24 protein-coding genes are annotated in these 21,467 nt (G+C 58.4%); 9 read left to right on the plus strand and 15 right to left on the minus strand.

What is annotated here, in order from left to right; genetic code table 11:
* The first annotated feature begins 147 nt into the window (after positions 1–147).
* The 4 genes from K5I40_RS15950 to K5I40_RS15965 are packed head-to-tail and all read left to right on the plus strand — an operon-like array spanning position 148 to position 4,190.
* Positions 148–1,146 (plus strand): ABC transporter substrate-binding protein, encoded by a 999-nt coding sequence (locus K5I40_RS15950; RefSeq protein WP_039029967.1) that lies wholly within the window; start codon positions 148–150, stop codon positions 1,144–1,146.
* On the plus strand, positions 1,146–2,183 hold the full coding sequence (locus K5I40_RS15955; RefSeq protein WP_223074761.1) for an iron ABC transporter permease: 1,038 nt from the start codon (positions 1,146–1,148) through the stop codon (positions 2,181–2,183). Before K5I40_RS15950 ends, K5I40_RS15955 begins: the two co-directional genes overlap by 1 nt.
* Complete coding sequence (locus K5I40_RS15960) at positions 2,183–2,944, plus strand: ABC transporter ATP-binding protein (RefSeq protein WP_138370565.1); 762 nt, start codon at positions 2,183–2,185, stop codon at positions 2,942–2,944. Before K5I40_RS15955 ends, K5I40_RS15960 begins: the two co-directional genes overlap by 1 nt.
* 13 nt (positions 2,945–2,957) lie before the next feature.
* A complete protein-coding gene (locus tag K5I40_RS15965; RefSeq protein ID WP_039029964.1) occupies positions 2,958–4,190 on the plus strand; it encodes an MFS transporter in 1,233 nt (410 codons plus the stop codon).
* Between the two features lie 4 nt (positions 4,191–4,194).
* Here the strand turns inward: K5I40_RS15965 and K5I40_RS15970 are convergent, their stop codons facing one another.
* Positions 4,195–4,539 (minus strand): nitrous oxide-stimulated promoter family protein, encoded by a 345-nt coding sequence (locus tag K5I40_RS15970; protein ID WP_223074760.1) that lies wholly within the window; start codon positions 4,537–4,539, stop codon positions 4,195–4,197.
* Between the two features lie 188 nt (positions 4,540–4,727).
* Here K5I40_RS15970 and K5I40_RS15975 point away from each other — a divergent pair, with 188 nt between their 5' ends.
* From K5I40_RS15975 to K5I40_RS15985, 3 genes are all read left to right on the plus strand, one after another.
* A complete protein-coding gene (locus tag K5I40_RS15975) occupies positions 4,728–4,958 on the plus strand; it encodes a SymE family type I addiction module toxin (protein WP_223074759.1) in 231 nt (76 codons plus the stop codon).
* Between the two features lie 113 nt (positions 4,959–5,071).
* Positions 5,072–7,633, plus strand: coding sequence for a DNA mismatch repair protein MutS (gene mutS, locus K5I40_RS15980; RefSeq protein ID WP_223074758.1), 2,562 nt, complete (start codon positions 5,072–5,074; stop codon positions 7,631–7,633).
* Between the two features lie 135 nt (positions 7,634–7,768).
* The gene (locus K5I40_RS15985; RefSeq protein ID WP_223074757.1) at positions 7,769–8,146 is read left to right on the plus strand and encodes a DUF4440 domain-containing protein; all 378 of its coding nucleotides are present in this window, start codon (positions 7,769–7,771) and stop codon (positions 8,144–8,146) included.
* Between the two features lie 52 nt (positions 8,147–8,198).
* Here the strand turns inward: K5I40_RS15985 and rpoS are convergent, their stop codons facing one another.
* Together rpoS and nlpD are read right to left on the minus strand one after the other, a co-directional pair.
* Positions 8,199–9,191, minus strand: a complete 993-nt coding sequence (rpoS, locus tag K5I40_RS15990; RefSeq protein WP_039029959.1) for an RNA polymerase sigma factor RpoS — start codon at positions 9,189–9,191, stop codon at positions 8,199–8,201.
* Positions 9,192–9,251: 60 nt separating this feature from the next.
* Positions 9,252–10,319, minus strand: coding sequence for a murein hydrolase activator NlpD (nlpD, locus tag K5I40_RS15995; protein ID WP_231568132.1), 1,068 nt, complete (start codon positions 10,317–10,319; stop codon positions 9,252–9,254).
* On the opposite strand from nlpD, the gene K5I40_RS24030 reads away from it, so the two are divergent.
* On the plus strand, positions 10,222–10,428 hold the full coding sequence (locus K5I40_RS24030) for a hypothetical protein (protein WP_231568129.1): 207 nt from the start codon (positions 10,222–10,224) through the stop codon (positions 10,426–10,428). The two genes, nlpD and K5I40_RS24030, sit on opposite strands and share 98 nt — an antisense overlap.
* Before the next feature lie 66 nt (positions 10,429–10,494).
* Here K5I40_RS24030 and K5I40_RS16005 read toward each other — a convergent pair whose 3' ends face one another.
* From K5I40_RS16005 to cysG, 11 genes are all read right to left on the minus strand, one after another.
* On the minus strand, positions 10,495–11,121 hold the full coding sequence (locus tag K5I40_RS16005; protein ID WP_039029957.1) for a protein-L-isoaspartate(D-aspartate) O-methyltransferase: 627 nt from the start codon (positions 11,119–11,121) through the stop codon (positions 10,495–10,497).
* The gene (gene surE / locus K5I40_RS16010) at positions 11,115–11,876 is read right to left on the minus strand and encodes a 5'/3'-nucleotidase SurE (RefSeq protein ID WP_039029956.1); all 762 of its coding nucleotides are present in this window, start codon (positions 11,874–11,876) and stop codon (positions 11,115–11,117) included. Before surE ends, K5I40_RS16005 begins: the two co-directional genes overlap by 7 nt.
* Positions 11,857–12,906 carry a tRNA pseudouridine(13) synthase TruD gene (gene truD / locus K5I40_RS16015; protein ID WP_223074756.1) on the minus strand — a complete coding sequence of 350 codons (1,050 nt, stop codon included), beginning with the start codon at positions 12,904–12,906 and terminating at the stop codon, positions 11,857–11,859. The genes surE and truD overlap by 20 nt, the downstream gene beginning before the upstream one ends.
* Positions 12,903–13,382 carry a 2-C-methyl-D-erythritol 2,4-cyclodiphosphate synthase gene (gene ispF / locus K5I40_RS16020; protein WP_006811766.1) on the minus strand — a complete coding sequence of 160 codons (480 nt, stop codon included), beginning with the start codon at positions 13,380–13,382 and terminating at the stop codon, positions 12,903–12,905. Before ispF ends, truD begins: the two co-directional genes overlap by 4 nt.
* Positions 13,382–14,092 carry a 2-C-methyl-D-erythritol 4-phosphate cytidylyltransferase gene (ispD, locus tag K5I40_RS16025; RefSeq protein ID WP_223074755.1) on the minus strand — a complete coding sequence of 237 codons (711 nt, stop codon included), beginning with the start codon at positions 14,090–14,092 and terminating at the stop codon, positions 13,382–13,384. The genes ispF and ispD overlap by 1 nt, the downstream gene beginning before the upstream one ends.
* Positions 14,093–14,111: 19 nt before the next feature.
* The gene (ftsB, locus tag K5I40_RS16030) at positions 14,112–14,423 is read right to left on the minus strand and encodes a cell division protein FtsB (RefSeq protein ID WP_039029953.1); all 312 of its coding nucleotides are present in this window, start codon (positions 14,421–14,423) and stop codon (positions 14,112–14,114) included.
* A 167-nt stretch (positions 14,424–14,590) separates the two neighbouring features.
* A complete protein-coding gene (locus tag K5I40_RS16035; protein WP_039029952.1) occupies positions 14,591–14,914 on the minus strand; it encodes a DUF3561 family protein in 324 nt (107 codons plus the stop codon).
* A gap of 58 nt (positions 14,915–14,972) precedes the next feature.
* The gene (gene cysC / locus K5I40_RS16040; RefSeq protein ID WP_138370558.1) at positions 14,973–15,578 is read right to left on the minus strand and encodes an adenylyl-sulfate kinase; all 606 of its coding nucleotides are present in this window, start codon (positions 15,576–15,578) and stop codon (positions 14,973–14,975) included.
* Complete coding sequence (cysN, locus tag K5I40_RS16045) at positions 15,578–17,005, minus strand: sulfate adenylyltransferase subunit CysN (RefSeq protein WP_039029950.1); 1,428 nt, start codon at positions 17,003–17,005, stop codon at positions 15,578–15,580. The genes cysC and cysN overlap by 1 nt, the downstream gene beginning before the upstream one ends.
* A gap of 9 nt (positions 17,006–17,014) precedes the next feature.
* Positions 17,015–17,923, minus strand: coding sequence for a sulfate adenylyltransferase subunit CysD (cysD, locus tag K5I40_RS16050; RefSeq protein ID WP_039029949.1), 909 nt, complete (start codon positions 17,921–17,923; stop codon positions 17,015–17,017).
* A gap of 9 nt (positions 17,924–17,932) precedes the next feature.
* Positions 17,933–19,291 carry a siroheme synthase CysG gene (gene cysG, locus K5I40_RS16055; protein ID WP_223074754.1) on the minus strand — a complete coding sequence of 453 codons (1,359 nt, stop codon included), beginning with the start codon at positions 19,289–19,291 and terminating at the stop codon, positions 17,933–17,935.
* Between the two features lie 240 nt (positions 19,292–19,531).
* On the opposite strand from cysG, the gene K5I40_RS16060 reads away from it, so the two are divergent.
* Positions 19,532–20,575, plus strand: a complete 1,044-nt coding sequence (locus K5I40_RS16060; RefSeq protein ID WP_039029947.1) for an aminopeptidase — start codon at positions 19,532–19,534, stop codon at positions 20,573–20,575.
* Between the two features lie 113 nt (positions 20,576–20,688).
* Here the strand turns inward: K5I40_RS16060 and cysH are convergent, their stop codons facing one another.
* Positions 20,689–21,423, minus strand: coding sequence for a phosphoadenosine phosphosulfate reductase (gene cysH / locus K5I40_RS16065; protein WP_223074753.1), 735 nt, complete (start codon positions 21,421–21,423; stop codon positions 20,689–20,691).
* Positions 21,424–21,467 lie beyond the last annotated feature (44 nt).

Consider the following 21,467-nt stretch of genomic DNA (forward strand, 5'->3'; position numbering starts at 1 on the left):
CCATCCAAAATTTATAATTTCAGTGCGTTACTATCATTCATTGACACCATGAATATATCATTGTATAAAACTCCGCCGTAATAAATGATATTCATTCTCAGCCAGGCTTCCGGCTGTCATACATAAATTAATGAAGGATAGCGTTTCATGAAAAAGGTCATCAGCGCATTAGGATTGCTGATCGCGACAGCCGGTTCTGCCTTTGCGACCACATACCCTCTGACGATTGAGAATTGCGGATATAAAGAAACCTTCACTAAAGCACCGGAACGCGTGGTCGCGCTGGGGCAGAACACCGTAGAGATTCTCCTGCTGCTGGGCCTGGAAGATAAGGTCGCCGCCAGCGCCTTCTGGCCGACCAAAGTGCTGCCTGAACTCGCTGAGAAGAACAAGAAAGTCAAAACGCTGACCGTCGAGATCCCGACTCTGGAATCCATCCTGGCGCAGAACCCGGACTTCGTTCCGGCGCAGCTGCCGCTGCTGCTGGGGCCAGAGAGTAAAGTCGCCAAACGCGAAGATCTCGCCACCGTCGGCGTGAACAGCTATATGTCGCCGGGCATGTGCGCCACCAAAAAAGAGATTGGCGATATGTACGGCAGCCGCCAGAAGCTGTGGGACATGAGCTTCCTGTATAAAGAGATCGAAGATTTCGCCAGAATCTTCAACGTCGAAGATCGCGGTCAGGCCCTGATCGCCGATTTCAAAAAGCGCGAAGCCGACCTGCGCGCTGAATTCAGCAAAAGCAAAAAAGACCTGTCGTTTGTCTTCTGGTTCTCCAGCTCCTCCCCTTCCTCTGACGCCTACGTCGGCGGGAAAAACAGCGCCTCCGGCTTTATCGCCAACGTGCTGGGCGGCCACAACGCCATCACCTCCGAAACCGAATGGCCGACCGTGGGCTGGGAGAGCATTATCGCCGCTAACCCGGACGTGATCGTGGTCTCCAGCCTCGACCGCAACCGCTGGGCGCTGGATAACGCCGAGGAAAAAATCAAATTCCTGAAGAGCGATCCGGCCGTCAGCCAGCTGGATGCGGTGAAGAAAGGTCACATCGTGGTGATGGACGGCCAGGCCATGAACCCGACCATCCGCACCATCTACGGCGCGGAACAGATTGCTGAACAGCTCAGAAAGATGGGACTGAATTAATGACCGCCGTGGTTCAACAGACCCGGCTGAACTGGCTGCGGCCGGCGTCGGGTTTCCTGGCGATAGTGGCGCTGCTGCTGGTTATCGCCTTCGGCGTCAGCGTGGGGGAACTGGCAATCCCCCTGCAGAGCGTGTTCTACGCCATTACCAATAAAATGGGCTTAACCGCGGAGCCGCTCAATCGCATCTACGAGAGCGTGATCTGGGATTTTCGCCTGAGCCGGGCATTGGTAGCGGCCTGCTGCGGTGCCGGTCTGGCTATCTGCGGCGCGGTGCTGCAAAGCCTGCTGAAAAACGCCCTCGCCGAACCTTATGTGCTGGGCGTGTCAGCCGGGGCGTCAACCGGTGCGGTCTCCGTGGTGGTGCTGGGCATTGGCAGCGGTGCCGTTACCCTTTCCGCCGGGGCCTTTGCCGGGGCGTTTACCGCCTTCGCGTTTGTGGCCCTGCTGACCAACGGCGCCCGTGGCGGCAGCGAGCGCACTATTCTTGCCGGGGTCGCCGCCTCGCAGCTGTTTAACGCCATTACCGCCTGGACCGTCAGCACCTCGGCCAGCGCGCAGCAGGCACGTGACGTGATGTTCTGGCTGCTGGGCAGTTTTAGCGGCGTGAGATGGCCGGAATTCCAGCTGGCACTGGTTGCTGTGCTGGTGGGTCTGGCGATCTGTCTTTATTATGCCCGGGCGCTGGACGCCTTCACCTTTGGCGACGATGCCGCCGCCTCGCTCGGGATCGCCGTGCCCTGGGTACGCCTGATCCTGTTTATCGTCACCGCCTTAATGACGGCAACCATCGTCAGCATGGCGGGCTCCATCGGCTTTGTCGGCCTGGTGGTGCCGCACATGATGCGCTTCTTCTTTGGGCCGCTGCACCGCACGCTGCTTATCGCCAGCGCGCTGGCGGGTGCCATCCTGATGGTGCTGGCGGATATCGCCTCCCGCCTGCTGATCGCCCCGCAAAGCCTGCCGGTCGGCGTCGTCACCGCGCTGGTGGGCGTGCCGTTCTTTGCCGTGATTATCTATCGTTCAAGGAATAAGTGATGAGCATCACTGCTGAAAATATCACCTGGAAGGTGGGTAAAAAGGTCATCGTCGATAATGTCTCGCTGGCGGTATCCCAGGGGCAGACCGTGGGCCTGCTGGGGCCAAACGGCTCCGGCAAATCGTCGCTGCTGCGGATCCTGGCCGGTTTGCGCCGCCCGCACAGCGGCACCGTCGCGGTGGACGGCAAAAGCATCACCGGCATCCCGAAAAAGCAGCTCGCCCGTCGGGTCGCTTTTGTGGAACAGCACGGTATGACCGACGCCAACATGCGCGTGCGTGACGTGGTCAAGCTGGGGCGTATTCCGCACCACTCCCCGTTCTCCGGCTGGACGGCGCAGGATGACGAAACGGTCACCCAGGCGCTAAAGACGGTGGATATGCTGCATCACAGCGAGCAGGGCTGGCTGAGCCTCTCCGGCGGTGAGCGCCAGCGGGTGCACATTGCCCGGGCGCTGGCGCAGATGCCGACCGAAATCCTGCTGGATGAACCCACCAACCACCTCGATATTCACCATCAGATGCAGCTGATGCAGTTGATCAGCCAGCTTCCGGTCACCAGCATCGTCGCCATTCACGATCTTAACCATGCCTCCATGTTCTGCGATGCGCTCATCGTGATGCAGAAAGGGCGCGTGGTGGCCAGCGGTACGCCGCAGGCGATCCTGACCGAAGAGCTGCTGTGGGAGATATTCCGGGTGAAAACCCGTATTGAACTCTCCCCCGACCATGGCAAAAAACATATCCACTTCCTCGTCTGAGGCGAGGTAACAGGTGACAGTGATTCGTCCCGCCACGCAACTCTGGCCGCCCGTTCTGCTGGGCAGCCAGTTTGTTTTCAACATTGGTTTTTATGCCGTCGTCCCCTTCCTGGCGATCTTTTTGCGCGACGATATGCTGCTCTCCGGGGGGCTTATCGGCCTGGTGCTCGGGCTGCGCACCTTCTCGCAGCAGGGGATGTTTATCGTCGGCGGTGCCCTCTCCGACCGCTACGGCGCGCGCGTCATTATTCTGTGCGGCTGCGTCGTGCGGGTGGTGGGCTATCTGCTGCTGGCCTTTGGCTACAGTCTGCCGGTGATTATCGCCGGGGCGTGCCTCACCGGGATCGGCGGCGCGCTCTTCTCCCCCTCCATCGAAGCGTTACTGGCAAAAGCCGGAACCCGCAGCGAGGCGCAGGGCAAACGCAGCCGCGCCGAGTGGTTCGCCCTGTTTGCGGTGTGCGGCGAGCTGGGGGCGGTGCTTGGCCCGGTGGCGGGTGCTTTGCTCACCGGTCTCGGTTTTCGCCAGGTGGCGCTGGCGGGTGCCGCGGTCTTTGTGGTGGCGCTGATTGTGCTGTTCTTCTGTCTGCCTGCGGGGACACATAAAAACCAGGCGCTGCACATCACGCCATGGTGGACCACCTTTCGCCAGCCGCGGTTCGTGGCCTTTATCATCGCCTGGAGCAGCTGGCTGTTAAGCTATAACCAGCTCTATCTGGCGCTGCCGGTGGAGATCCAGCGCGCGGGCGGCAGCGAGAAAGATCTCGGCCCGCTGTTTATGCTGGCATCCGGGCTGGTGATCCTCTTTCAACTGCCGCTGGCGCGCTTTGCCCGGCGGGTAGGCGCGGTGCGCATCCTGCCGGTGGGATTTTTGCTTATAGCAAGCGCGTTTCTGAGCGTCGCGCTGTTTGCGTCCTCAGAACCAGCAACCGGGTTACTGCGTCTGCTGCCTGCGGCCTGCTTTGTCACGCTGCTGACCACCGGGCAGATGCTGCTGGTACCTGCGGGGAAAGACGTGGTGCCATGGTTTGCCAGCGAGTCGACCTTAGGCGCGCACTATGGCGCACTGGCCACCGCAGGCGGCTGTGCGGTACTGGCGGGGAATTTACTGCTTGGCGATCTGCTCGACCAGGCGCTGACCCCGTCCGTCGGGGCAATCGTTCCGTGGCTGGTGCTGGCGGTGTTCCCGCTGTGCAGCGCCATCGCTATGGTGGTGATTTGCCGCCCAATGCGCAGACCGCGGGTCTGAGGGATTACTTTTTCGGGCGGTACTTTTCCGGAAGCTCAGGCACCGGGCGGCGATCGTCGATCAGATGGCGCACGGTTAATATCGGATGACGCCACAGCATGCGCGGCCCCGCCCAGCGCATCACCTGTTTCATCTCCTCACGTTTAGCCGGCTGATAGCAGTGGACCGGGCACTGCTTGCAGGCCGGTTTCTCTTCGCCAAAGACGCATTTATCCAGCCGCTTGTCGGCGTACTCGTTCAGCGCCGCGTAGTGCCCCGCCTCTTTCGACGCCTGCGGGCACTGCTTTTCATACAGCGAGATCATCTTACGGATGGTCTCTTTCTCACGTGCGATGCGTTTTCCTGACATAGCCTGATACCTGATTATAAGTTGCATTAATAATACGCCTTTCAGCTCCGATGTTCAGCCCGATTTCATCTTTTACATTCCATTTCCTGAAGGCGCCTCGCAGTTATGCATTTGTCGTCAGCGTGTTTTACTGGCATTTTATACAGGTGTTTTATCACCGGATCCTTGCCTGAGAAAAAGGAGTTTTTATGTCAGATATCTGTATTTCCAGACCGCACCGTCAGCTCACCGTGGGCTATTTCAGAAAGCGTCACGAAGATCGCAAGACCAAGATCCCGACGCGCTACAGCGTACACGCCGCGCTGAGCTTAAAGGGCGACTGGCTGGAGGAGGCTGGTTTTAAAACCCACTCCCGGGTACGGGTGCAGGTGGAACAGGGGAAATTAGTGATTGAACTGGTTACGGAAGAGGCCTCGTAAAGTCACGACATTTTGCTGCGCCGGGTCTTTTTTTCATGCGACAATAGCGCCATTACACGACCCTGACGTCGCCTGAAACGCACTATTTTCAAAGAAATGGACATCATCATTCCATGACCACTACTGATAATTTTGACGCCCATACCCCGATGATGCAGCAGTATCTGAAGCTGAAAGCTCAGCATCCGGAGATCCTGCTTTTTTACCGGATGGGCGACTTTTACGAGCTGTTTTATGACGATGCGAAACGCGCCTCGCAGCTGCTCGACATCTCCCTGACCAAACGCGGAGCCTCGGCAGGTGAACCTATCCCGATGGCCGGTATTCCGCACCATGCGGTAGAGAACTACCTGGCGAAGCTGGTGAATCAGGGGGAGTCGGTCGCCATCTGTGAACAGATTGGCGATCCGGCCACCTCGAAAGGCCCGGTTGAGCGCAAGGTGGTGCGCATCGTCACCCCTGGCACCATCAGCGATGAAGCGCTGTTGCAGGAGCGCCAGGATAATCTGCTCGCCGCCATCTGGCAGGACAGCAAAGGCTTCGGCTATGCCACGCTGGATATCAGCTCCGGGCGCTTTCGCCTGAGCGAACCGGCCGACCGCGAAACCATGGCCGCCGAGCTGCAGCGCACCAATCCTGCGGAGCTGCTGTATGCAGAAGATTTCGCCGAGATGGGTCTGCTTGAAGGGCGTCGCGGTCTGCGTCGCCGTCCGCTGTGGGAGTTCGAAATCGACACCGCGCGCCAGCAGCTCAACCTGCAGTTTGGCACCCGCGATCTGACCGGCTTTGGCGTTGAAAACGCGCCGCGCGGCCTGTGCGCCGCAGGCTGTCTGCTGCAGTACGTCAAAGATACCCAGCGCACCGCCCTGCCGCATATCCGCTCCATCACCATTGAGCGCCAGCAGGACAGCATCATTATGGATGCCGCCACCCGCCGCAATCTGGAGATCACCCAGAACCTCTCCGGCGGCGTGGAAAACACGCTGGCCTCGGTGCTCGACAGCACCGTCACCCCGATGGGCAGCCGCATGCTCAAACGCTGGCTGCATATGCCGGTGCGCGATACCGCCACGCTGACCGGACGCCAGCAGACCATTGGCGCACTGCAGGATCGCTACAGCGAGCTGCAGCCGGTGCTGCGTCAGGTCGGCGATCTGGAGCGTATTCTGGCGCGACTGGCGCTGCGTACCGCTCGCCCACGCGATTTAGCCCGCATGCGTCATGCCTTCCAGCAGTTGCCTGAACTGCGCAGCCAGCTGGCGGAGATCGACTGCGCCCCGGTGCAGAAACTGCGCGACACCATGGGTGAATTTAGCGAACTGCGCGAGCTGCTGGAAAAGGCCATCATCGATGCCCCACCGGTACTGGTACGCGACGGCGGCGTTATTGCCCCGGGTTACAATGAAGAGCTGGACGAGTGGCGCGCGCTGGCCGATGGCGCGACGGATTATCTGGATAAACTGGAGATCCGCGAGCGTGAGCGGCTCGGGCTCGACACCCTGAAAGTGGGTTATAACGCGGTACACGGCTACTTCATTCAGATCAGCCGCGGGCAGAGCCATCTGGCGCCTATCCACTACGTGCGCCGCCAGACGCTGAAAAACGCCGAGCGCTACATTATTCCTGAGCTGAAAGAGTACGAAGACAAGGTCCTCACCTCCAAGGGTAAAGCCCTGGCGCTGGAAAAGCAGCTGTATGACGCCCTGTTCGACATGCTGATGCCGCACCTTGCGGATTTACAGCAGAGCGCCGCTGCGCTGGCGGAGCTGGACGTGCTGGTCAACCTGGCAGAGCGCGCCGAGACGCTGAACTACTGCTGCCCGACCTTTACCGATAAGCCGGGCGTACGCATTACCGAGGGGCGACATCCGGTGGTGGAGCAGGTGCTGAACGAACCGTTTATCGCCAACCCGCTGAACCTGTCGACGCAGCGCCGGATGCTGATCATTACCGGGCCGAACATGGGCGGTAAAAGTACCTATATGCGCCAGACCGCGCTGATAGCCCTGCTGGCCTACATCGGCAGCTACGTTCCGGCGCAAAAGGTGGAGATTGGCCCGGTGGATCGCATCTTTACCCGCGTAGGCGCAGCGGACGATCTGGCGAGCGGTCGCTCCACCTTTATGGTGGAGATGACCGAAACCGCCAACATTCTGCACAACGCCACGGAATACAGCCTGGTGCTGATGGATGAGATTGGCCGCGGAACCTCTACCTATGACGGGCTCTCGCTGGCATGGGCCTGTGCCGAAAGCCTGGCCAATAAGATTAAGGCGCTGACCCTGTTTGCCACCCACTACTTCGAGCTGACGCAGCTGCCGGAGAAAATGGAGGGCGTGGCGAACGTTCATCTGGATGCGCTGGAGCACGGCGATACCATCGCCTTTATGCACACCGTGCAGGATGGCGCGGCGAGCAAAAGTTACGGCCTGGCCGTGGCGGCGCTGGCAGGGGTGCCGAAAGAGGTGATCAAGCGTGCGCGCCAGAAACTGCGCGAGCTGGAGAGCCTGGCGCCAAACGCGGCGGCCACCCAGGTGGACGGCACGCAGATGTCGTTGCTGGTGCCTGCGGAAGAGACCTCCCCGGCCCTGGAAGCGCTGGAGAACCTCGACCCGGATTCCCTGTCGCCGCGTCAGGCTCTGGAATGGATCTACCGGTTGAAGAATTTGGTATAGATCTCTGCGGTCTGTATCGCCCGGCGGCGCTGCGCTTGCCGGGCGTACGAAACTTTTGTAGGCCGGGTAAGGCGTAGCCGCCACCCGGCTTTTTTATCAGGCATTTAGTCCACAAATGATGTTTAAGGAGAAAGAGTGACCTGCTACGAAAACGAAATTATCGATGCTCACATCGCGTTAGAAAACTGGTTAGGCCAGGGAGAAGGCGATCTCGATGCCCTGCTCGCCCGTTTTCGCGAGGACTTCCTGATGATCGCCCCCAGCGGCGCACACCTGGATTATCCCGCGCTGGCGCGTTTCCTTGAAGACCAGCGCGGCAGCCGTCCGGGACTGAAAATTGCGATTGATGATTTAACGACATTACAGACCTGGGACAACGGCGCGGTGCTTCACTATCGTGAAACGCAGACCCGCCCGGATCAGCCGGTAAACGTGCGCTGGTCCAGCGCCGTTCTGAATCAGGAAGGCGATGCCATTACGTGGCGTCTGCTGCACGAAACCGCGCAACCGTGACACAAAAGAAAAAGGCCCGTCTCTCGACGGGCCTTTTTTGTCGAAAAGGTGCTTACTCGCGGAACAGCGCTTCGATATTCAGACCTTGCCCCTGCAGGATTTCACGCAGGCGACGCAGACCTTCAACCTGAATCTGACGAACACGTTCACGGGTCAGGCCGATTTCACGACCGACATCTTCCAGTGTCGCAGCTTCATACCCCAGCAGACCGAAACGACGTGCCAGCACTTCACGCTGTTTGGCGTTCAGTTCGAACAGCCATTTGACGATGCTCTGTTTCATATCATCGTCCTGCGTGGTGTCTTCCGGACCGTTGTCTTTTTCATCGGCCAGGATGTCCAGCAGCGCTTTCTCGGAATCGCCACCCAGCGGGGTGTCGACGGAGGTAATACGCTCGTTGAGACGCAGCATACGGCTGACATCATCAACAGGTTTATCAAGCTGTTCGGCAATCTCTTCCGCGCTTGGCTCGTGGTCCAGCTTATGGGACAACTCGCGTGCGGTACGCAGATAGACGTTCAACTCTTTAACAATGTGAATAGGCAGTCGGATCGTACGGGTCTGGTTCATGATTGCCCGTTCGATGGTCTGTCGGATCCACCAGGTCGCATAAGTTGAGAAACGGAACCCACGCTCTGGGTCAAATTTCTCTACTGCGCGGATCAGCCCAAGGTTGCCCTCTTCAATCAGATCCAGCAGAGCCAGACCACGATTGCTGTAACGACGGGCAATCTTAACCACCAGACGCAGGTTACTTTCAATCATGCGACGACGTGAAGCCACATCACCACGTAATGCCCGGCGCGCGAAGTAAACTTCTTCTTCGGCTGTTAACAGTGGGGAATAACCAATCTCCCCAAGGTAAAGCTGAGTCGCATCCAGCACACGTTGTGTGGCGCCCTGCGATAACAGCTCTTCTTCAGCTAAATCGTTATCACTGGGTTCCTCTTCTACTAAGGCTTTTTCGTCAAAAGCCTCTGCTCCGTTCTCATCAAACTCCGCGTCTTCATTTAAATCATGAACTTTCAGCGTATTCTGACTCATAAAGGTGGCTCCTACCCGTGATCCCTGGGCGCAACATATCAAAAGATATGTCCCGCCAAATTATCGCTGCGGCAAATACTGCAGCGGGTTTACGGATTTCCCCTTGTAACGAATTTCAAAATGCAAGCGTGTAGAACTGGTTCCGGTGCTACCCATAGTAGCTATTTTTTGCCCCGCCTTAACTTCTTGTTGTTCCCGGACCAGCATCGTATCGTTATGGGCGTAGGCACTCAGGTAATCATCGTTGTGTTTGATGATAATAAGATTACCGTAACCGCGCAGAGCGTTACCGGCGTATACAACACGACCATCTGCGGTCGCGATAATAGCCTGTCCCTTACTCCCTGCGATATCGACCCCTTTATTTCCCCCCTCGGAGGAAGAAAAGTTCTCGATAACCTTGCCTTCAGTCGGCCAGCGCCACGAAGAAATCGTTGAGCTGGACGTCACACTGCTGGCAACGGGTGCGGTAGAGCTAACCACAGGTGCCGTAACGGGCGCTGTGACAACGGTCGCAGTCCCCTTATTATTCGGCAACATCTTGTTAGCACTCTGTTCACCTGAATCCTCAGAATACGTAATTGTCGGTTGCGACGCAACCACTGTGCTTGATTTTTGCACAGGCATCACACTGTTATTTTGCGCCGTTACGTCAGCCGCAGAAACGGTGTTGCCAGGCGTGAGCGGTTTACCCGTTGCGTTACCCACCTGCAGCGTCTGGCCAACTTCCAGGCCATACGGGGCCTGGACGTTATTTCGTTGAGCAAGGTCACGGAAATCGTTCCCGGTGATCCAGGCAATATAGAAGAGGGTATCGCCGCGTTTTACGGTGTACGTGCTACCGCCGGTATAGCTTCCTTTCGGAATGTTCCCATACTTACGGTTATACACAATGCGGCCATTTTCGGTCTGAACAGGCTGATCCACTGGCTGAATCTGAGTTGGCTGGGTAACCGGTGTCTGAACAGGCTGGATTTGCGGAGTTTGCTGTGCCGCCGGAGTACCCATCTTCGGTGGAGGGGTGATCAGCATGCCGCCGGATGGATTGCCCGTACTGGTACCATTGCTGCCGCCAACCGAACTGACAGGCGCAGGGGCATTATTCGATGTACAACCGGCCAGCCAGATGGAAACCAGTGACAATGCCGCAACACGGCTGATGGTGAATTTTGGGCTTCCCGCGCTCATTTATCCCCCAGGATTATTTTTAGTTACCAGTGACTTAAAATTACCGTAGTGTCACAACGTTTTGCGCCACACCATACGCTGAATTTGCCTGAAAAACCCTGGAATAATCCGAGTCTCAGGCCAGCTCTCCTTTCACCAGAGGCACGAAACGTACGGCTTCTACGGTATCGATGATGAACTCGTTGCCCCGTCGACGAACACGCTTCAACAGCTGATGTTCATCGCCCACCGGTAAAACGAGGATCCCGCCGTCATCCAGCTGCGCCATCAGCGCATCCGGGATCTCAGGCGGTGCAGCCGTCACGATAATGGCATCAAACGGGCCGCGTGCCTTCCAGCCCTGCCAGCCATCCCCGTGACGGGTAGAAACATTGTGTAAATCGAGCTGCTTCAGGCGACGGCGCGCCTGCCACTGCAGCCCTTTGATGCGTTCAACCGAGCAGACATGATGCACCAGGTGCGCCAGAATGGCGGTCTGGTATCCCGAACCGGTGCCAATCTCCAGCACCCGCGAGTCCGGGGTCAGCTCCAGCAGCTCTGTCATGCGCGCCACCATATACGGCTGGGAGATAGTTTGCCCCTGCCCTATCGGTAACGCGACGTTTTCCCATGCTTTGTGCTCAAACGCCTCATCCACGAACTTTTCCCGCGGCACCCGCGAGATGGCGTCCAGCACCCGCTCGTCAGCAATACCCTGACTGCGTAATTGATTCAGAAGAGTTTGTACACGATTGCTTACCATTGCGAGCTCACCCCGGCACGATCCAGCCAGCCTGAAACCACATCCTGCGCGTTATGCGCGGTCAAATCTACGTGCAGCGGGGTGACGGAAACGTAGCCTTCATCCACGGCGGCAAAATCAGTATCCGGCCCGGCATCGTGTTTTTCGCCCGGCGGGCCAATCCAGTACAGCGTGTTGCCGCGCGGATCTTCCTGCGGGATCACTTTATCCGCCGGGTGGCGGCTACCGCAGCGCGTCACGCGGATGCCTTTGATTTCATCCAGCGGCAGATCCGGCACGTTGATATTGAGGATGCGTCCGGTGCGCAGCGGCTCGCGGCTCAGGGCACGCAGAATGGCGCAGGTGACTGCGGCGGCGGTGTCATAGTGCTGATGGCCGTTGAGCGAGACCGCCAGGGCAGGAAAGCCAAGGTGGCGTCCTTCCATTGCGGCGGCTACCGTTCCGGAGTAGATCACGTCATCGCCCAGGTTGGGTCCGGCATTGATGCCGGAGACCACCACGTCCGGGCGGGGACGCATCAGCGCATTGACGCCCAGAAAGACACAGTCGGTCGGAGTGCCCATCTGAACGGCGATATCGCCATTGTCGAAGGTAAAGGTGCGAAGAGACGACTCGAGGGTTAACGAGTTAGAGGCACCGCTGCGGTTACGATCGGGAGCCACCACCTGCACCTCGGCGAACTCACGTAGCGCTTTAGCCAGCGTCTGAATGCCTGGCGCATGGATCCCGTCATCGTTACTCAGCAATATTCGCATAGTCACCCGAAGTGTTGATAAGTTCCCTGACAACACTGGTGGCAAAGCTGCCAGCCGGCAGCCAGAAACGTAGCTCGACGGTTACGTCATCCCACCAGTTCCAGCTCAACTGTTGCGGATAGAGCAGCATCGCCCGGCGTGCCGCTTCGACTTTTTCCCGCACCAGCAGTGAGCATAACTCTGTTTCATCGGCGATGGCAGCCTGCTCAAAACGCAGCGCATCACCCTGCGGACCCCAGTCGCCGGTACCCGGCAGGGCCGCAGTGATCAGCAGAGTTTTCGCATTGACGCGCGCCTGCACATCGCTCATTTCTTCATCAGTGGCGACAAACCAGCTGCCGCGTCCCGCTAATTGTAGCGCATCGCCGACAACAACTTGATTCGCGTCTGTTTTTTTCAGCCGCTCGCTGACGATTTGATTAAACAACGCGCTGCGGGCTGCCGACAACCAAAAACTGCGTTTATTGCGATCCCGCACCGGGGCATTGCTTTGCGCCCAGCGCAGGGCGCCCTGCAGGTTACTGCCGCCAATGCCAAAACGCTGTGCGCCGAAATAGTTCGGCACGCCCTGCTCGTTGATTGCCGTCAGACGCTGTTCAACCTCATCGCGGTTGCTCACCTCGCGCAGCACCAGGGTAAAGGCGTTGCCCTTAAGCGCTCCGAGACGCAATTTGCGCTTGTGACGGGCGTATTCCAGCACCTGACAGCCTTCAAGCTGGAACTGGCTTAAATCGGGCATCCCATTACCCGGAACCCGGGCGCAGAGCCACTGTTCCGTGACGGCGTGTTTGTCTTTCTGCCCGGCAAAGCTCACTTCACGGGCGTGAATTTTCAGGAACTTTGCCAGCGCCTCGGCGACAAAACGGGTGTTGCAGCCGTTTTTCAGGATCCGCACCAGAATGTGCTCGCCCTCGCCGTCCGGCTCAAAGCCCAGATCTTCTACCACCACGAAATCTTCCGGATTGGCCTTCAGCAGGCCCGTGCCCTGTGGTTTACCGTGCAGGTACGTCAGGTTGTCGAAGTCGATCATTTGGCCGCCTTCACCAGCAGCGCCACGGCTTCACAGGCAATGCCTTCACCGCGACCGGTAAAGCCGAGCTTCTCGGTAGTGGTCGCTTTGACGTTGACATCGTCCATATGGCAGCCGAGATCTTCGGCGATAAACACGCGCATCTGGGGGATGTGCGGCAGCATTTTCGGAGCCTGGGCAATAATGGTCACGTCCACGTTGCCGAGGGTGTAGCCTTTGGCCTGAATCCGGCGCCAGGCTTCGCGCAGCAGCTCGCGGCTGTCGGCGCCCTTAAAGGCCGGATCGGTGTCCGGGAACAGCTTGCCGATATCGCCCAGCGCCGCCGCACCCAGCAGCGCGTCGGTTAACGCGTGCAGGGCAACATCGCCATCAGAATGCGCCAGCAGTCCTTTTTCATAAGGGATGCGTACGCCGCCAATGATAATTGGGCCCTCGCCGCCAAAGGCGTGTACGTCAAAACCATGTCCAATTCGCATTATGCCTTCTCCTGATGGGTCGAACGGGTAAGATAAAATTCTGCCAGCTGTAAATCTTCGGGGCGCGTCACTTTTATATTATCTGCGCGCCCTTCAATCAGTTCCGGATGAAAACCGCAGTACTCCAGCGCCGAAGCTTCGTCGGTGATGGTTGCGCTTTCGTTCAGCGCACGGGTTAAGCAGGCGTGCAGCAGCTCGCGAGGGAAAAATTGCGGCGTGAGCGCATGCCAGAGGTCAATGCGCTCCACGGTGTGCGCGATGGCCTGCAGCCCCGGCTCGCCGCGTTTCATGGTATCGCGAACCGGCGTCGCCAGAATGCCGCCCACGCGGCTGGTTTCGCTGATCGCCAGCAGCCGCGCCAGATCGTCCTGATGCAGACACGGACGCGCCGCATCATGCACCAGCACCCACTGCGCGTCACCGGCGGCCTGCAATCCCGCCAGCACCGAATCGGCACGCTCTGCGCCGCCGTCAACCACGGTAACCTGCGGGTGAGCTGCAAGCGGTAGCGCGGCAAAGCGGGCGTCGCCCGGGCTGATAGCGATAACGACCCGCGTCACGCGTGGGTTCGCCAGCAGCGCCGCCACGGTGTGCTCAAGGATCGTTTTATCACCAATTGAAAGGTATTGTTTAGGACATTCAGTCTGCATGCGCCGGCCAAACCCGGCGGCTGGCACAACGGCGCATACGTTCGAAAAAGTTACTGCCATGGCGTAATCCTGGGCCTGATTATCGAGTGTTTTGTACTGAGCCCTGGTTGCGTTTAGACGCATCCGGCACCAGACGATAGAAGGTTTCGCCCGGCTTAGTCATGCTGAGTTCGTTGCGCGCGCGCTCTTCAATGGCTTCCTGGCCGCCATTGAGATCGTCAATTTCCGCAAACAGTTGATCGTTTCGCGCTTTAAGTTTGCCGTTTGTAGCCTGCTGCGCCGTCACGTCATCGCTGACGCGACTGTAATCGTGAAGGCCGTTCTTACCGAACCACAGCGAATACTGAAGCCAGACCAGCAGAGCCAGCAACAGCAGCGTAAGTTTACCCATCCTGCCCCCTGAAAAACGGCATCATCATCCCATAACTTTCCCCACGACTCTACATCGGGGCTACAGAGATGCCGCAACATTGCGGGCAAATGTACCACATTTTTTTTGCAGATTCGCGCAAGCCAACAATGTCACATAGTTGGTTACGGTTTGAATTATGGATGAACTTATCCCATGAGCCACAAAAATAACAGTCCGACCATTGCCACCACCGTCATCACGGTGCAAAGCGAACTGTAGAGCAGCTTGCCGTTAAGCAGAGAGTGCAGCGCGATCCCCACCACAACGGCAACGGGCATCAGTGCAAGGAAGAAAGGCCAGGTATAAAGGAAGAAAAACAGCGTGTTGCTGCCGTAAAACAGGAAAGGGATCCCCAGTGCCATCAGCCATGACGCAAAGCCGACAAACGCCCCAGGAAAAGACCAGGTCGTCTCGTCATTTGCCGATACTGTGTCCGACCCGGTGATGATGTAGTTTTCGCTGTTCCGCATAGCTGATCCTGTGACCGTGACATATTGACGGGAGTTATTCGCTCCCCTCAATACCATCTCAGGATCTGATAATATCGCCCTGCCGGAGCAGGTCTAATAATTGGCCTACTAAATTTGTTACCAATTGTTGACCTTCGAGGTGGATATCCGGGGTTTCCGGCGCTTCGTAGACCGCATCGATGCCGGTGAAATTCTTCAGCTCGCCGGCGCGGGCCTTTTTGTAGAGCCCTTTCGGATCGCGCTGTTCGCAGATTTCCAGCGGGGTATCAACAAACACTTCAATGAAGCGGCTATTACCCACCCGCTCACGCACCATCTGCCGCTCGGCGCGATGCGGTGAGATAAAGGCGGTTAACACCACCAGCCCGGCATCGGCCATCAGGCTGGCCACTTCGCCCACCCGACGGATGTTCTCTTTGCGATCCGTATCGCTAAAGCCGAGATCGCTGCACAGCCCGTGGCGCACGTTGTCGCCATCCAGCAGATAGGTGCTGACGCCAAGTTTGTGCAGCGCCTCTTCCAGCGCGCCCGCGACGGTGGACTTACCGGAACCCGAGAGCCCGGTAAACCACAGCACAACCCCACGATGACCGTGGAGTTGTTCGCGTTCGGCCACCGTGACCGGATGAGGATGCCAGACGACGTTCTCATCATGCTGCGCCATTACTTGCCTCCCAGCAGATCGCGCGCGCCCCAGTGCGGGAAGTGTTTGCGTACCAGCGCGTTCAGCTCCAGCTCAAAGGCGCTGAATTCCGACGGCACCGCGCTCGCCTGCGATTTAGGCTCGCGCACCATCCCTGCGCCAACGGTGACGTTGGTCAGACGGTCGATAATGATTAAGCCCCCGGTCACCGGGTTCTGCTGATACCGATCCAGCACCAGCGGTTCGTCGAAGGTGAAATCCACCAGCCCGATGCCGTTCAGCGGCAGTTCAGTGACGCTGTGCTGCGCCAGGTTGTTGATGTCGACCTGGTACTGAACGCCGTCCACGCGGGCGCGGGTTTTCTTGCCGGCAATCTTGATGTCGTAGCTCTGGCCCGGGCTCAGCGGCTGTTCAGCCATCCACACCACATCCACAGAGGCGCTTTGCACCGCAGGCAGCGTCTCCTGCGCATCTACCAGCAAGTCGCCGCGACTGATATCAATTTCGTCTTTCAGCACCAGCGTTACCGCTTCCCCTGCCCCGGCTTCCTGCAGATCGCCGTCAAAGGTAACGATACGGGTAATCGCTGATTCCACGCCGGATGGCAGGACTTTCACGCGCTGGCCGACCTGCACGTTGCCGGAGGCAATAGTGCCGGAGAAGCCACGGAAATCGAGGTTCGGGCGGTTCACGTACTGCACCGGGAAGCGCATCGGCTGCGTTTCCACGCTGCGCTGGATCTCAACGGTCTCCAGCACTTCCAGCAGCGTCGGTCCGCTGTACCACGGCATGCTGACGCTCTGGGACGCCACGTTATCCCCTTCCAGCGCCGACAGCGGCACAAAGCGGATATCGAGGTTGCCCGGCAGCTGCTCGGCAAAGGTCAGGTAGCTTTCGCGGATCTCGTTAAACTTCTCTTCGCTGAAGTTGACCAGATCCATCTTGTTGACCGCCACCACCAGGTGTTTGATCCCCAGCAGCGTGGAAATAAAGCTGTGGCGACGGGTCTGATCCAGCACCCCTTTACGGGCGTCGATCAGCAGGATCGCCAGGTCGCAGGTGGAGGCGCCGGTCGCCATATTGCGGGTGTACTGCTCATGCCCCGGGGTGTCGGCGATAATAAATTTACGCTTCTCGGTGGAGAAATAGCGATAGGCCACGTCGATGGTGATGCCCTGCTCGCGCTCCGCCTGCAGGCCATCCACCAGCAGGGCCAGATCGAGTTTCTCGCCCTGGGTGCCGTGACGCTTGCTGTCGTTGTGCAGTGATGAGAGCTGATCTTCATAGATCTGACGGGTATCGTGCAGCAGACGGCCAATCAGGGTGCTTTTCCCGTCGTCCACGCTGCCGCAGGTCAGGAAACGCAGCAAACTTTTGTGCTGCTGGGCGTGCAGGTAGGCTTCGACGCCGCCTTCATTGGCAATCTGTTGAGCAATAGTGGTATTCATGGCGGCTCCTTAGAAATAACCCTGACGTTTCTTCAGCTCCATCGAGCCTGCCTGGTCGCGGTCAATCACGCGCCCCTGTCGCTCGCTGGTGGTTGAGACCAGCATCTCTTCAATGATCGAAGGCAGCGTCTGCGCGTCAGACTCCACCGCGCCGGTCAGCGGCCAGCAGCCGAGGGTACGGAAACGCACCATCCGCTTTTTGATCACTTCGCCAGGCTGCAGATCGATACGATCGTCATCCACCATCATCAGCATGCCGTCGCGCTCCAGCACCGGGCGTTCAGCCGCCAGATACAGAGGAACGATCTCGATATTTTCCAGATAGATGTACTGCCAGATATCCAGCTCGGTCCAGTTGGAGAGCGGGAACACGCGAATGCTTTCGCCTTTGTTAATCTGGCCGTTGTAGTTGTGCCACAGCTCCGGACGCTGGTTTTTTGGATCCCAGCGATGGAAGCGATCGCGGAAGGAGTAGATACGCTCCTTGGCGCGGGATTTCTCTTCATCGCGGCGGGCGCCGCCGAACGCAGCATCAAAGCCGTATTTGTTCAGCGCCTGCTTCAGCCCTTCGGTTTTCATGATATCGGTGTGTTTACCGCTGCCGTGCACGAACGGGTTAATGCCCATCGCCACCCCTTCCGGGTTTTTATGCACCAGCAGTTCGCAGCCGTACGCTTTGGCGGTGCGGTCACGGAACTCATACATCTCGCGGAATTTCCAGCCGGTATCCACATGCAGCAACGGGAACGGCAGCGTGCCCGGGTAAAACGCTTTACGCGCCAGGTGCAGCATCACGCTGGAGTCTTTCCCGATGGAGTACATCATTACCGGATTAGCAAACTCAGCGGCCACTTCGCGGATAATATGAATACTTTCCGCTTCCAGTTGCCGCAGGTGCGTCAGTCGTTTTTGATCCATAACCGTTCCTTAAGCCAAATTTACGACCGAAGAGCCAAACCCTTCGGTGTCGGTAGTGTTTTGAAACCAGGCGAGCGTGCTGTGCAGCTGCACCACTTCCCCCACCACAATCAGGGCGGGCATCGGGGCGTCTTTCGCGAGGCTTGCAAGGTGTTGTAGTGTTCCGGTGGTCACGTTCTGATCGACGCGCGTGCCGCGGGATATCACCGCCACAGGCGTAGTCGCATCGCGCCCGTGGCGAATCAGTTGTTCGCTAATTTCCGCCGCTTTCATGGTGCCCATGTAGATGGCGAGGGTCTGACGGCTTTGCGCCAGATGCGTCCAGTCAAACGGGGTGCTGTCGGCCTTGTAGTGGCCGGTGACGAAAGTGACGCTCTGGGCGTAATCACGGTGCGTGAGCGGAATACCGGCATAGGCCGTGACCGCCGAGGCTGCGGTGATCCCCGGTACCACCTGGAAAGGTACACCCGCTTCGGCTGCCGCCTGCAGCTCTTCGCCGCCGCGACCGAAGATAAAGGGATCGCCCCCTTTCAGGCGCACCACGGTTTTGCCCTCTCTGGCCGCCGCGATCAGCATCTGGTTGGTGTCGTGCTGGGGAACAGCATGTCCGCCCGCGCGTTTGCCTACGCAGATCTGCTCAGCGTCGCGACGAATCAGCTCGCGCACGCCGTCGCTCACCAGATGGTCATAGAACACCACGTCCGCATCCTGCAACACCTGCAAACCGCGCAGGGTCAGGAGGCCAGCATCACCTGGCCCCGCTCCGACGAGGATGATCTCCCCACTGGTGCTGCCCGGGTTATCCAGTTCGTCTTCGAGAAGCTGCTGTGCCGCCGTTTCATTCCCGGCCTGCATCAGGCTGGCAAAGCGCCCGCGAAACACGCGCTCCCAGAAGCGACGGCGTTCCGTCACGCTGGTCAGGCGGGTTTTCAGGTGGTTGCGCCAGTAGCTGGCCTTCTCGGCCATCCGGCCCAGGCTTGTCGGCAGCAGCGCTTCGATTTTTTCCCGCAGTACGCGGGCCAGCACCGGAGCAGTGCCGCCAGAGGAGATGGCCACCAGCAGCGGCGAGCGGTCCACAATAGACGGAAAGATAAAGGAGCAAAGCGGCTGGTCGTCCACCACGTTCACCAGACGGTGACGGGCATGGGCAGCATCCGAGACGCGCTGGTTGAGAGCCCGGTTATCAGTGGCGGCAATGACCAGCACCACATTGTCGATTTGCGACTCAGCAAAATCCGCTTCGGCGACAACCTGCACGCGCGCGCCAGCCCGGTGTAAAAAGGCAATTTTGCGCTCAGCGATTTCGCCGGTGCCGACAACCAGCACCGGGCGGTCTTTTACGGCAGCGAATAAAGGAAGGTAATCCACAATGCTACAACTCGCTAACAACCAGGAATAGTGGGACTATAGGGGGCGGCTACGAGCGAATGAAATTACGAATTGGAATGAGTAGTTACTCAATGGAATAACGCCCTGGAAAAGCTCATATCAAAAAGTGCTTAACGCGCGTGATTCCGGGCATTTAAGAGCAAATCAAATTGTGTAAGCGCAGTCACAGTTTCATACTAAGCGCGTTAAAATTTTGCGTTATTTTTTTAAGGACTCACTATGTTTTCCGCAATGCGCCACCGATACGTTGCCCTGGCGCTCGGCGTTTGCTTAATCGGAACGGTTCAGGCTAAGACCCCGCCTCTGGGCGAAGTTGCCGCGACGCAGGCGCGTCATATTGCCACCTTTTTCCCGGGTCGGATGACCGGCACCCCCGCTGAAATGCTCTCCGCTGACTATGTGCGCCAGCAGTTCGCCGGTATGGGCTACCAGAGCGATATCCGCACCTTTCAGAGCCGCTACATCTATACCTCCCGTAATCTGAGCAAGAACTGGCACAACGTGACCGGCAGCACCGTGATTGCTGCCCACGAAGGTAAAGCCGCCCAGCAGATTATTATTCTGGCGCATCTCGATACTTACGCCCCGATGAGTGACAGCGATGCCGACAACAACCTCGGCGGCCTAACCTTACAGGGTATTGATGACAACGCCGCTGGCGTCGGGGTGATGCTGGAGCTGGCCGACCAGCTGAAAGATATTCCCACCCAGTACAGCATCCGCTTTATCGCCACCAGCGGCGAAGAAGAGGGGCGGCTGGGCGCCGAGAATGTCCTCAAACGCATGAGCGCGGCAGAGAAGAAAAACACCTTGCTGGTGATCAACCTCGATAACTTAATCGTGGGGGATAAGCTCTATTTCAACAGCGGCAAAACCACGCCCGGGCCGGTGCGTAAGTTAACCCGCGACCGGGCACTGGCCATTGCCCGCGCCCACGGCATCTATGCTGCCACCAACCCGGGCGGCAACGCCGCGTATCCGAAAGGAACCGGCTGCTGCAATGATGGCGAGGTGTTCGACAAAGCCGGGATCCCGGTGCTGTATGTCGAAGCGACCAACTGGTCTCTGGGCAAAAAGGATGGTTATCAGCAGCGGGCAAAATCGAAGGCGTTTCCGGAAGGAACCAGCTGGCATGACGTCAGGCTGGATAATCTGCAACACATTGACGAGGCACTGCCGAAGCGGATTGAACACCGTAGCCGGGACGTGGTGCGGGTGATGCTGCCGCTGGTGAAAGAGCTGGCGAAGGCGGGGAAAGTGTAGCGCCGTGAGTTCCCCTCACCCCGGCCCTCTCCCCAAAGGGGCGAGGGAGAAAAGACGGCACCGAACGATCCCCTCTCCCCTTTGGGGAGAGGGTTAGGGTGAGGGGCAACAACTCACCCTTCGTGCAATCCGCACTCGCGCTTGAGGCCAAAGAAGCGGGTCTCTTCTTCTGCCATACCCGGCTCCCATTTACGGGTGGTATGGGTATCGCCCACCGACAGATAGCCCTGATCCCACAGCGGGTGATACTTCAGGCCATGCTGCTGAAGGTACTGGTAAACGGTACGGTTGTCCCAGTCGATAATCGGCAGCACTTTGAACACGCCACGCTGGATCGCCAGCACCGGCAGTGACGCCCGGCTACCGGACTGATCCCGGCGCAAACCGGCAAACCAGGTTTTGGCGTTGAGTTCAGAAAGCGCCCGGTTCATCGGCTCGACTTTGTTGATGGCGTTGTATTTCTCAATGCCCTCAACGCCCTGCTCCCACAGCTTGCCGTAGCGCGCCTCCTGCCAGGCCGGGCTCTGCTCTGCGCGATAGACCTTCAGGTTCAGCCTGAGCTTGTCCGTCAGCTCGTCAATAAACTGGTAGGTTTCCGGGAACAGGTAGCCGGTATCGGTGAGGATCACCGGAATGTCCGGGCGGATCTTATTCACCAGGTGCAGGCTGACCGCCGCCTGAATACCAAAGCTCGACGAGAGCACGTATTCACCCGGCAGGTTTTCCAGAGCCCAGGCGACGCGCCCTTCGGCGTCCAGCTTCTCCAGCTGCGCATTGGTTTCGGCCAGCGCCAGAATGCGTTCGACTTTTGGCAGATCGTTAAGGGCGTTTAGATCGAGTACGGACATAGGAACCTCATTTGCCTGTTTTGCCGGGCGGCACTGCGTTTGCC

It is taken from the genome of Leclercia sp. LTM14, from assembly GCF_023736175.1.
Classification (GTDB): domain Bacteria; phylum Pseudomonadota; class Gammaproteobacteria; order Enterobacterales; family Enterobacteriaceae; genus Enterobacter; species Enterobacter barmai.

What these genes read in the sequence shown, in the direction of transcription:
- K5I40_RS15950 (WP_039029967.1), top strand. Translation starts at nt 148, where the DNA reads ATGAAAAAGGTCATCAGCGCATTAGGATTGCTGATCGCGACAGCCGGT.
- K5I40_RS15955 (WP_223074761.1), top strand. Translation starts at nt 1,146, where the DNA reads ATGACCGCCGTGGTTCAACAGACCCGGCTGAACTGGCTGCGGCCGGCG.
- K5I40_RS15960 (WP_138370565.1), top strand. Translation starts at nt 2,183, where the DNA reads ATGAGCATCACTGCTGAAAATATCACCTGGAAGGTGGGTAAAAAGGTC.
- K5I40_RS15970 (WP_223074760.1), bottom strand. Translation starts at nt 4,539, where the DNA reads ATGTCAGGAAAACGCATCGCACGTGAGAAAGAGACCATCCGTAAGATG.
- K5I40_RS15975 (WP_223074759.1), top strand. Translation starts at nt 4,728, where the DNA reads ATGTCAGATATCTGTATTTCCAGACCGCACCGTCAGCTCACCGTGGGC.
- mutS (WP_223074758.1), top strand. Translation starts at nt 5,072, where the DNA reads ATGACCACTACTGATAATTTTGACGCCCATACCCCGATGATGCAGCAG.
- rpoS (WP_039029959.1), bottom strand. Translation starts at nt 9,191, where the DNA reads ATGAGTCAGAATACGCTGAAAGTTCATGATTTAAATGAAGACGCGGAG.
- K5I40_RS24030 (WP_231568129.1), top strand. Translation starts at nt 10,222, where the DNA reads ATGCCGCCGGATGGATTGCCCGTACTGGTACCATTGCTGCCGCCAACC.
- K5I40_RS16005 (WP_039029957.1), bottom strand. Translation starts at nt 11,121, where the DNA reads ATGGTAAGCAATCGTGTACAAACTCTTCTGAATCAATTACGCAGTCAG.
- surE (WP_039029956.1), bottom strand. Translation starts at nt 11,876, where the DNA reads ATGCGAATATTGCTGAGTAACGATGACGGGATCCATGCGCCAGGCATT.
- truD (WP_223074756.1), bottom strand. Translation starts at nt 12,906, where the DNA reads ATGATCGACTTCGACAACCTGACGTACCTGCACGGTAAACCACAGGGC.
- ispF (WP_006811766.1), bottom strand. Translation starts at nt 13,382, where the DNA reads ATGCGAATTGGACATGGTTTTGACGTACACGCCTTTGGCGGCGAGGGC.
- ispD (WP_223074755.1), bottom strand. Translation starts at nt 14,092, where the DNA reads ATGGCAGTAACTTTTTCGAACGTATGCGCCGTTGTGCCAGCCGCCGGG.
- ftsB (WP_039029953.1), bottom strand. Translation starts at nt 14,423, where the DNA reads ATGGGTAAACTTACGCTGCTGTTGCTGGCTCTGCTGGTCTGGCTTCAG.
- K5I40_RS16035 (WP_039029952.1), bottom strand. Translation starts at nt 14,914, where the DNA reads ATGCGGAACAGCGAAAACTACATCATCACCGGGTCGGACACAGTATCG.
- cysC (WP_138370558.1), bottom strand. Translation starts at nt 15,578, where the DNA reads ATGGCGCAGCATGATGAGAACGTCGTCTGGCATCCTCATCCGGTCACG.
- cysN (WP_039029950.1), bottom strand. Translation starts at nt 17,005, where the DNA reads ATGAATACCACTATTGCTCAACAGATTGCCAATGAAGGCGGCGTCGAA.
- cysD (WP_039029949.1), bottom strand. Translation starts at nt 17,923, where the DNA reads ATGGATCAAAAACGACTGACGCACCTGCGGCAACTGGAAGCGGAAAGT.
- K5I40_RS16060 (WP_039029947.1), top strand. Translation starts at nt 19,532, where the DNA reads ATGTTTTCCGCAATGCGCCACCGATACGTTGCCCTGGCGCTCGGCGTT.
- cysH (WP_223074753.1), bottom strand. Translation starts at nt 21,423, where the DNA reads ATGTCCGTACTCGATCTAAACGCCCTTAACGATCTGCCAAAAGTCGAA.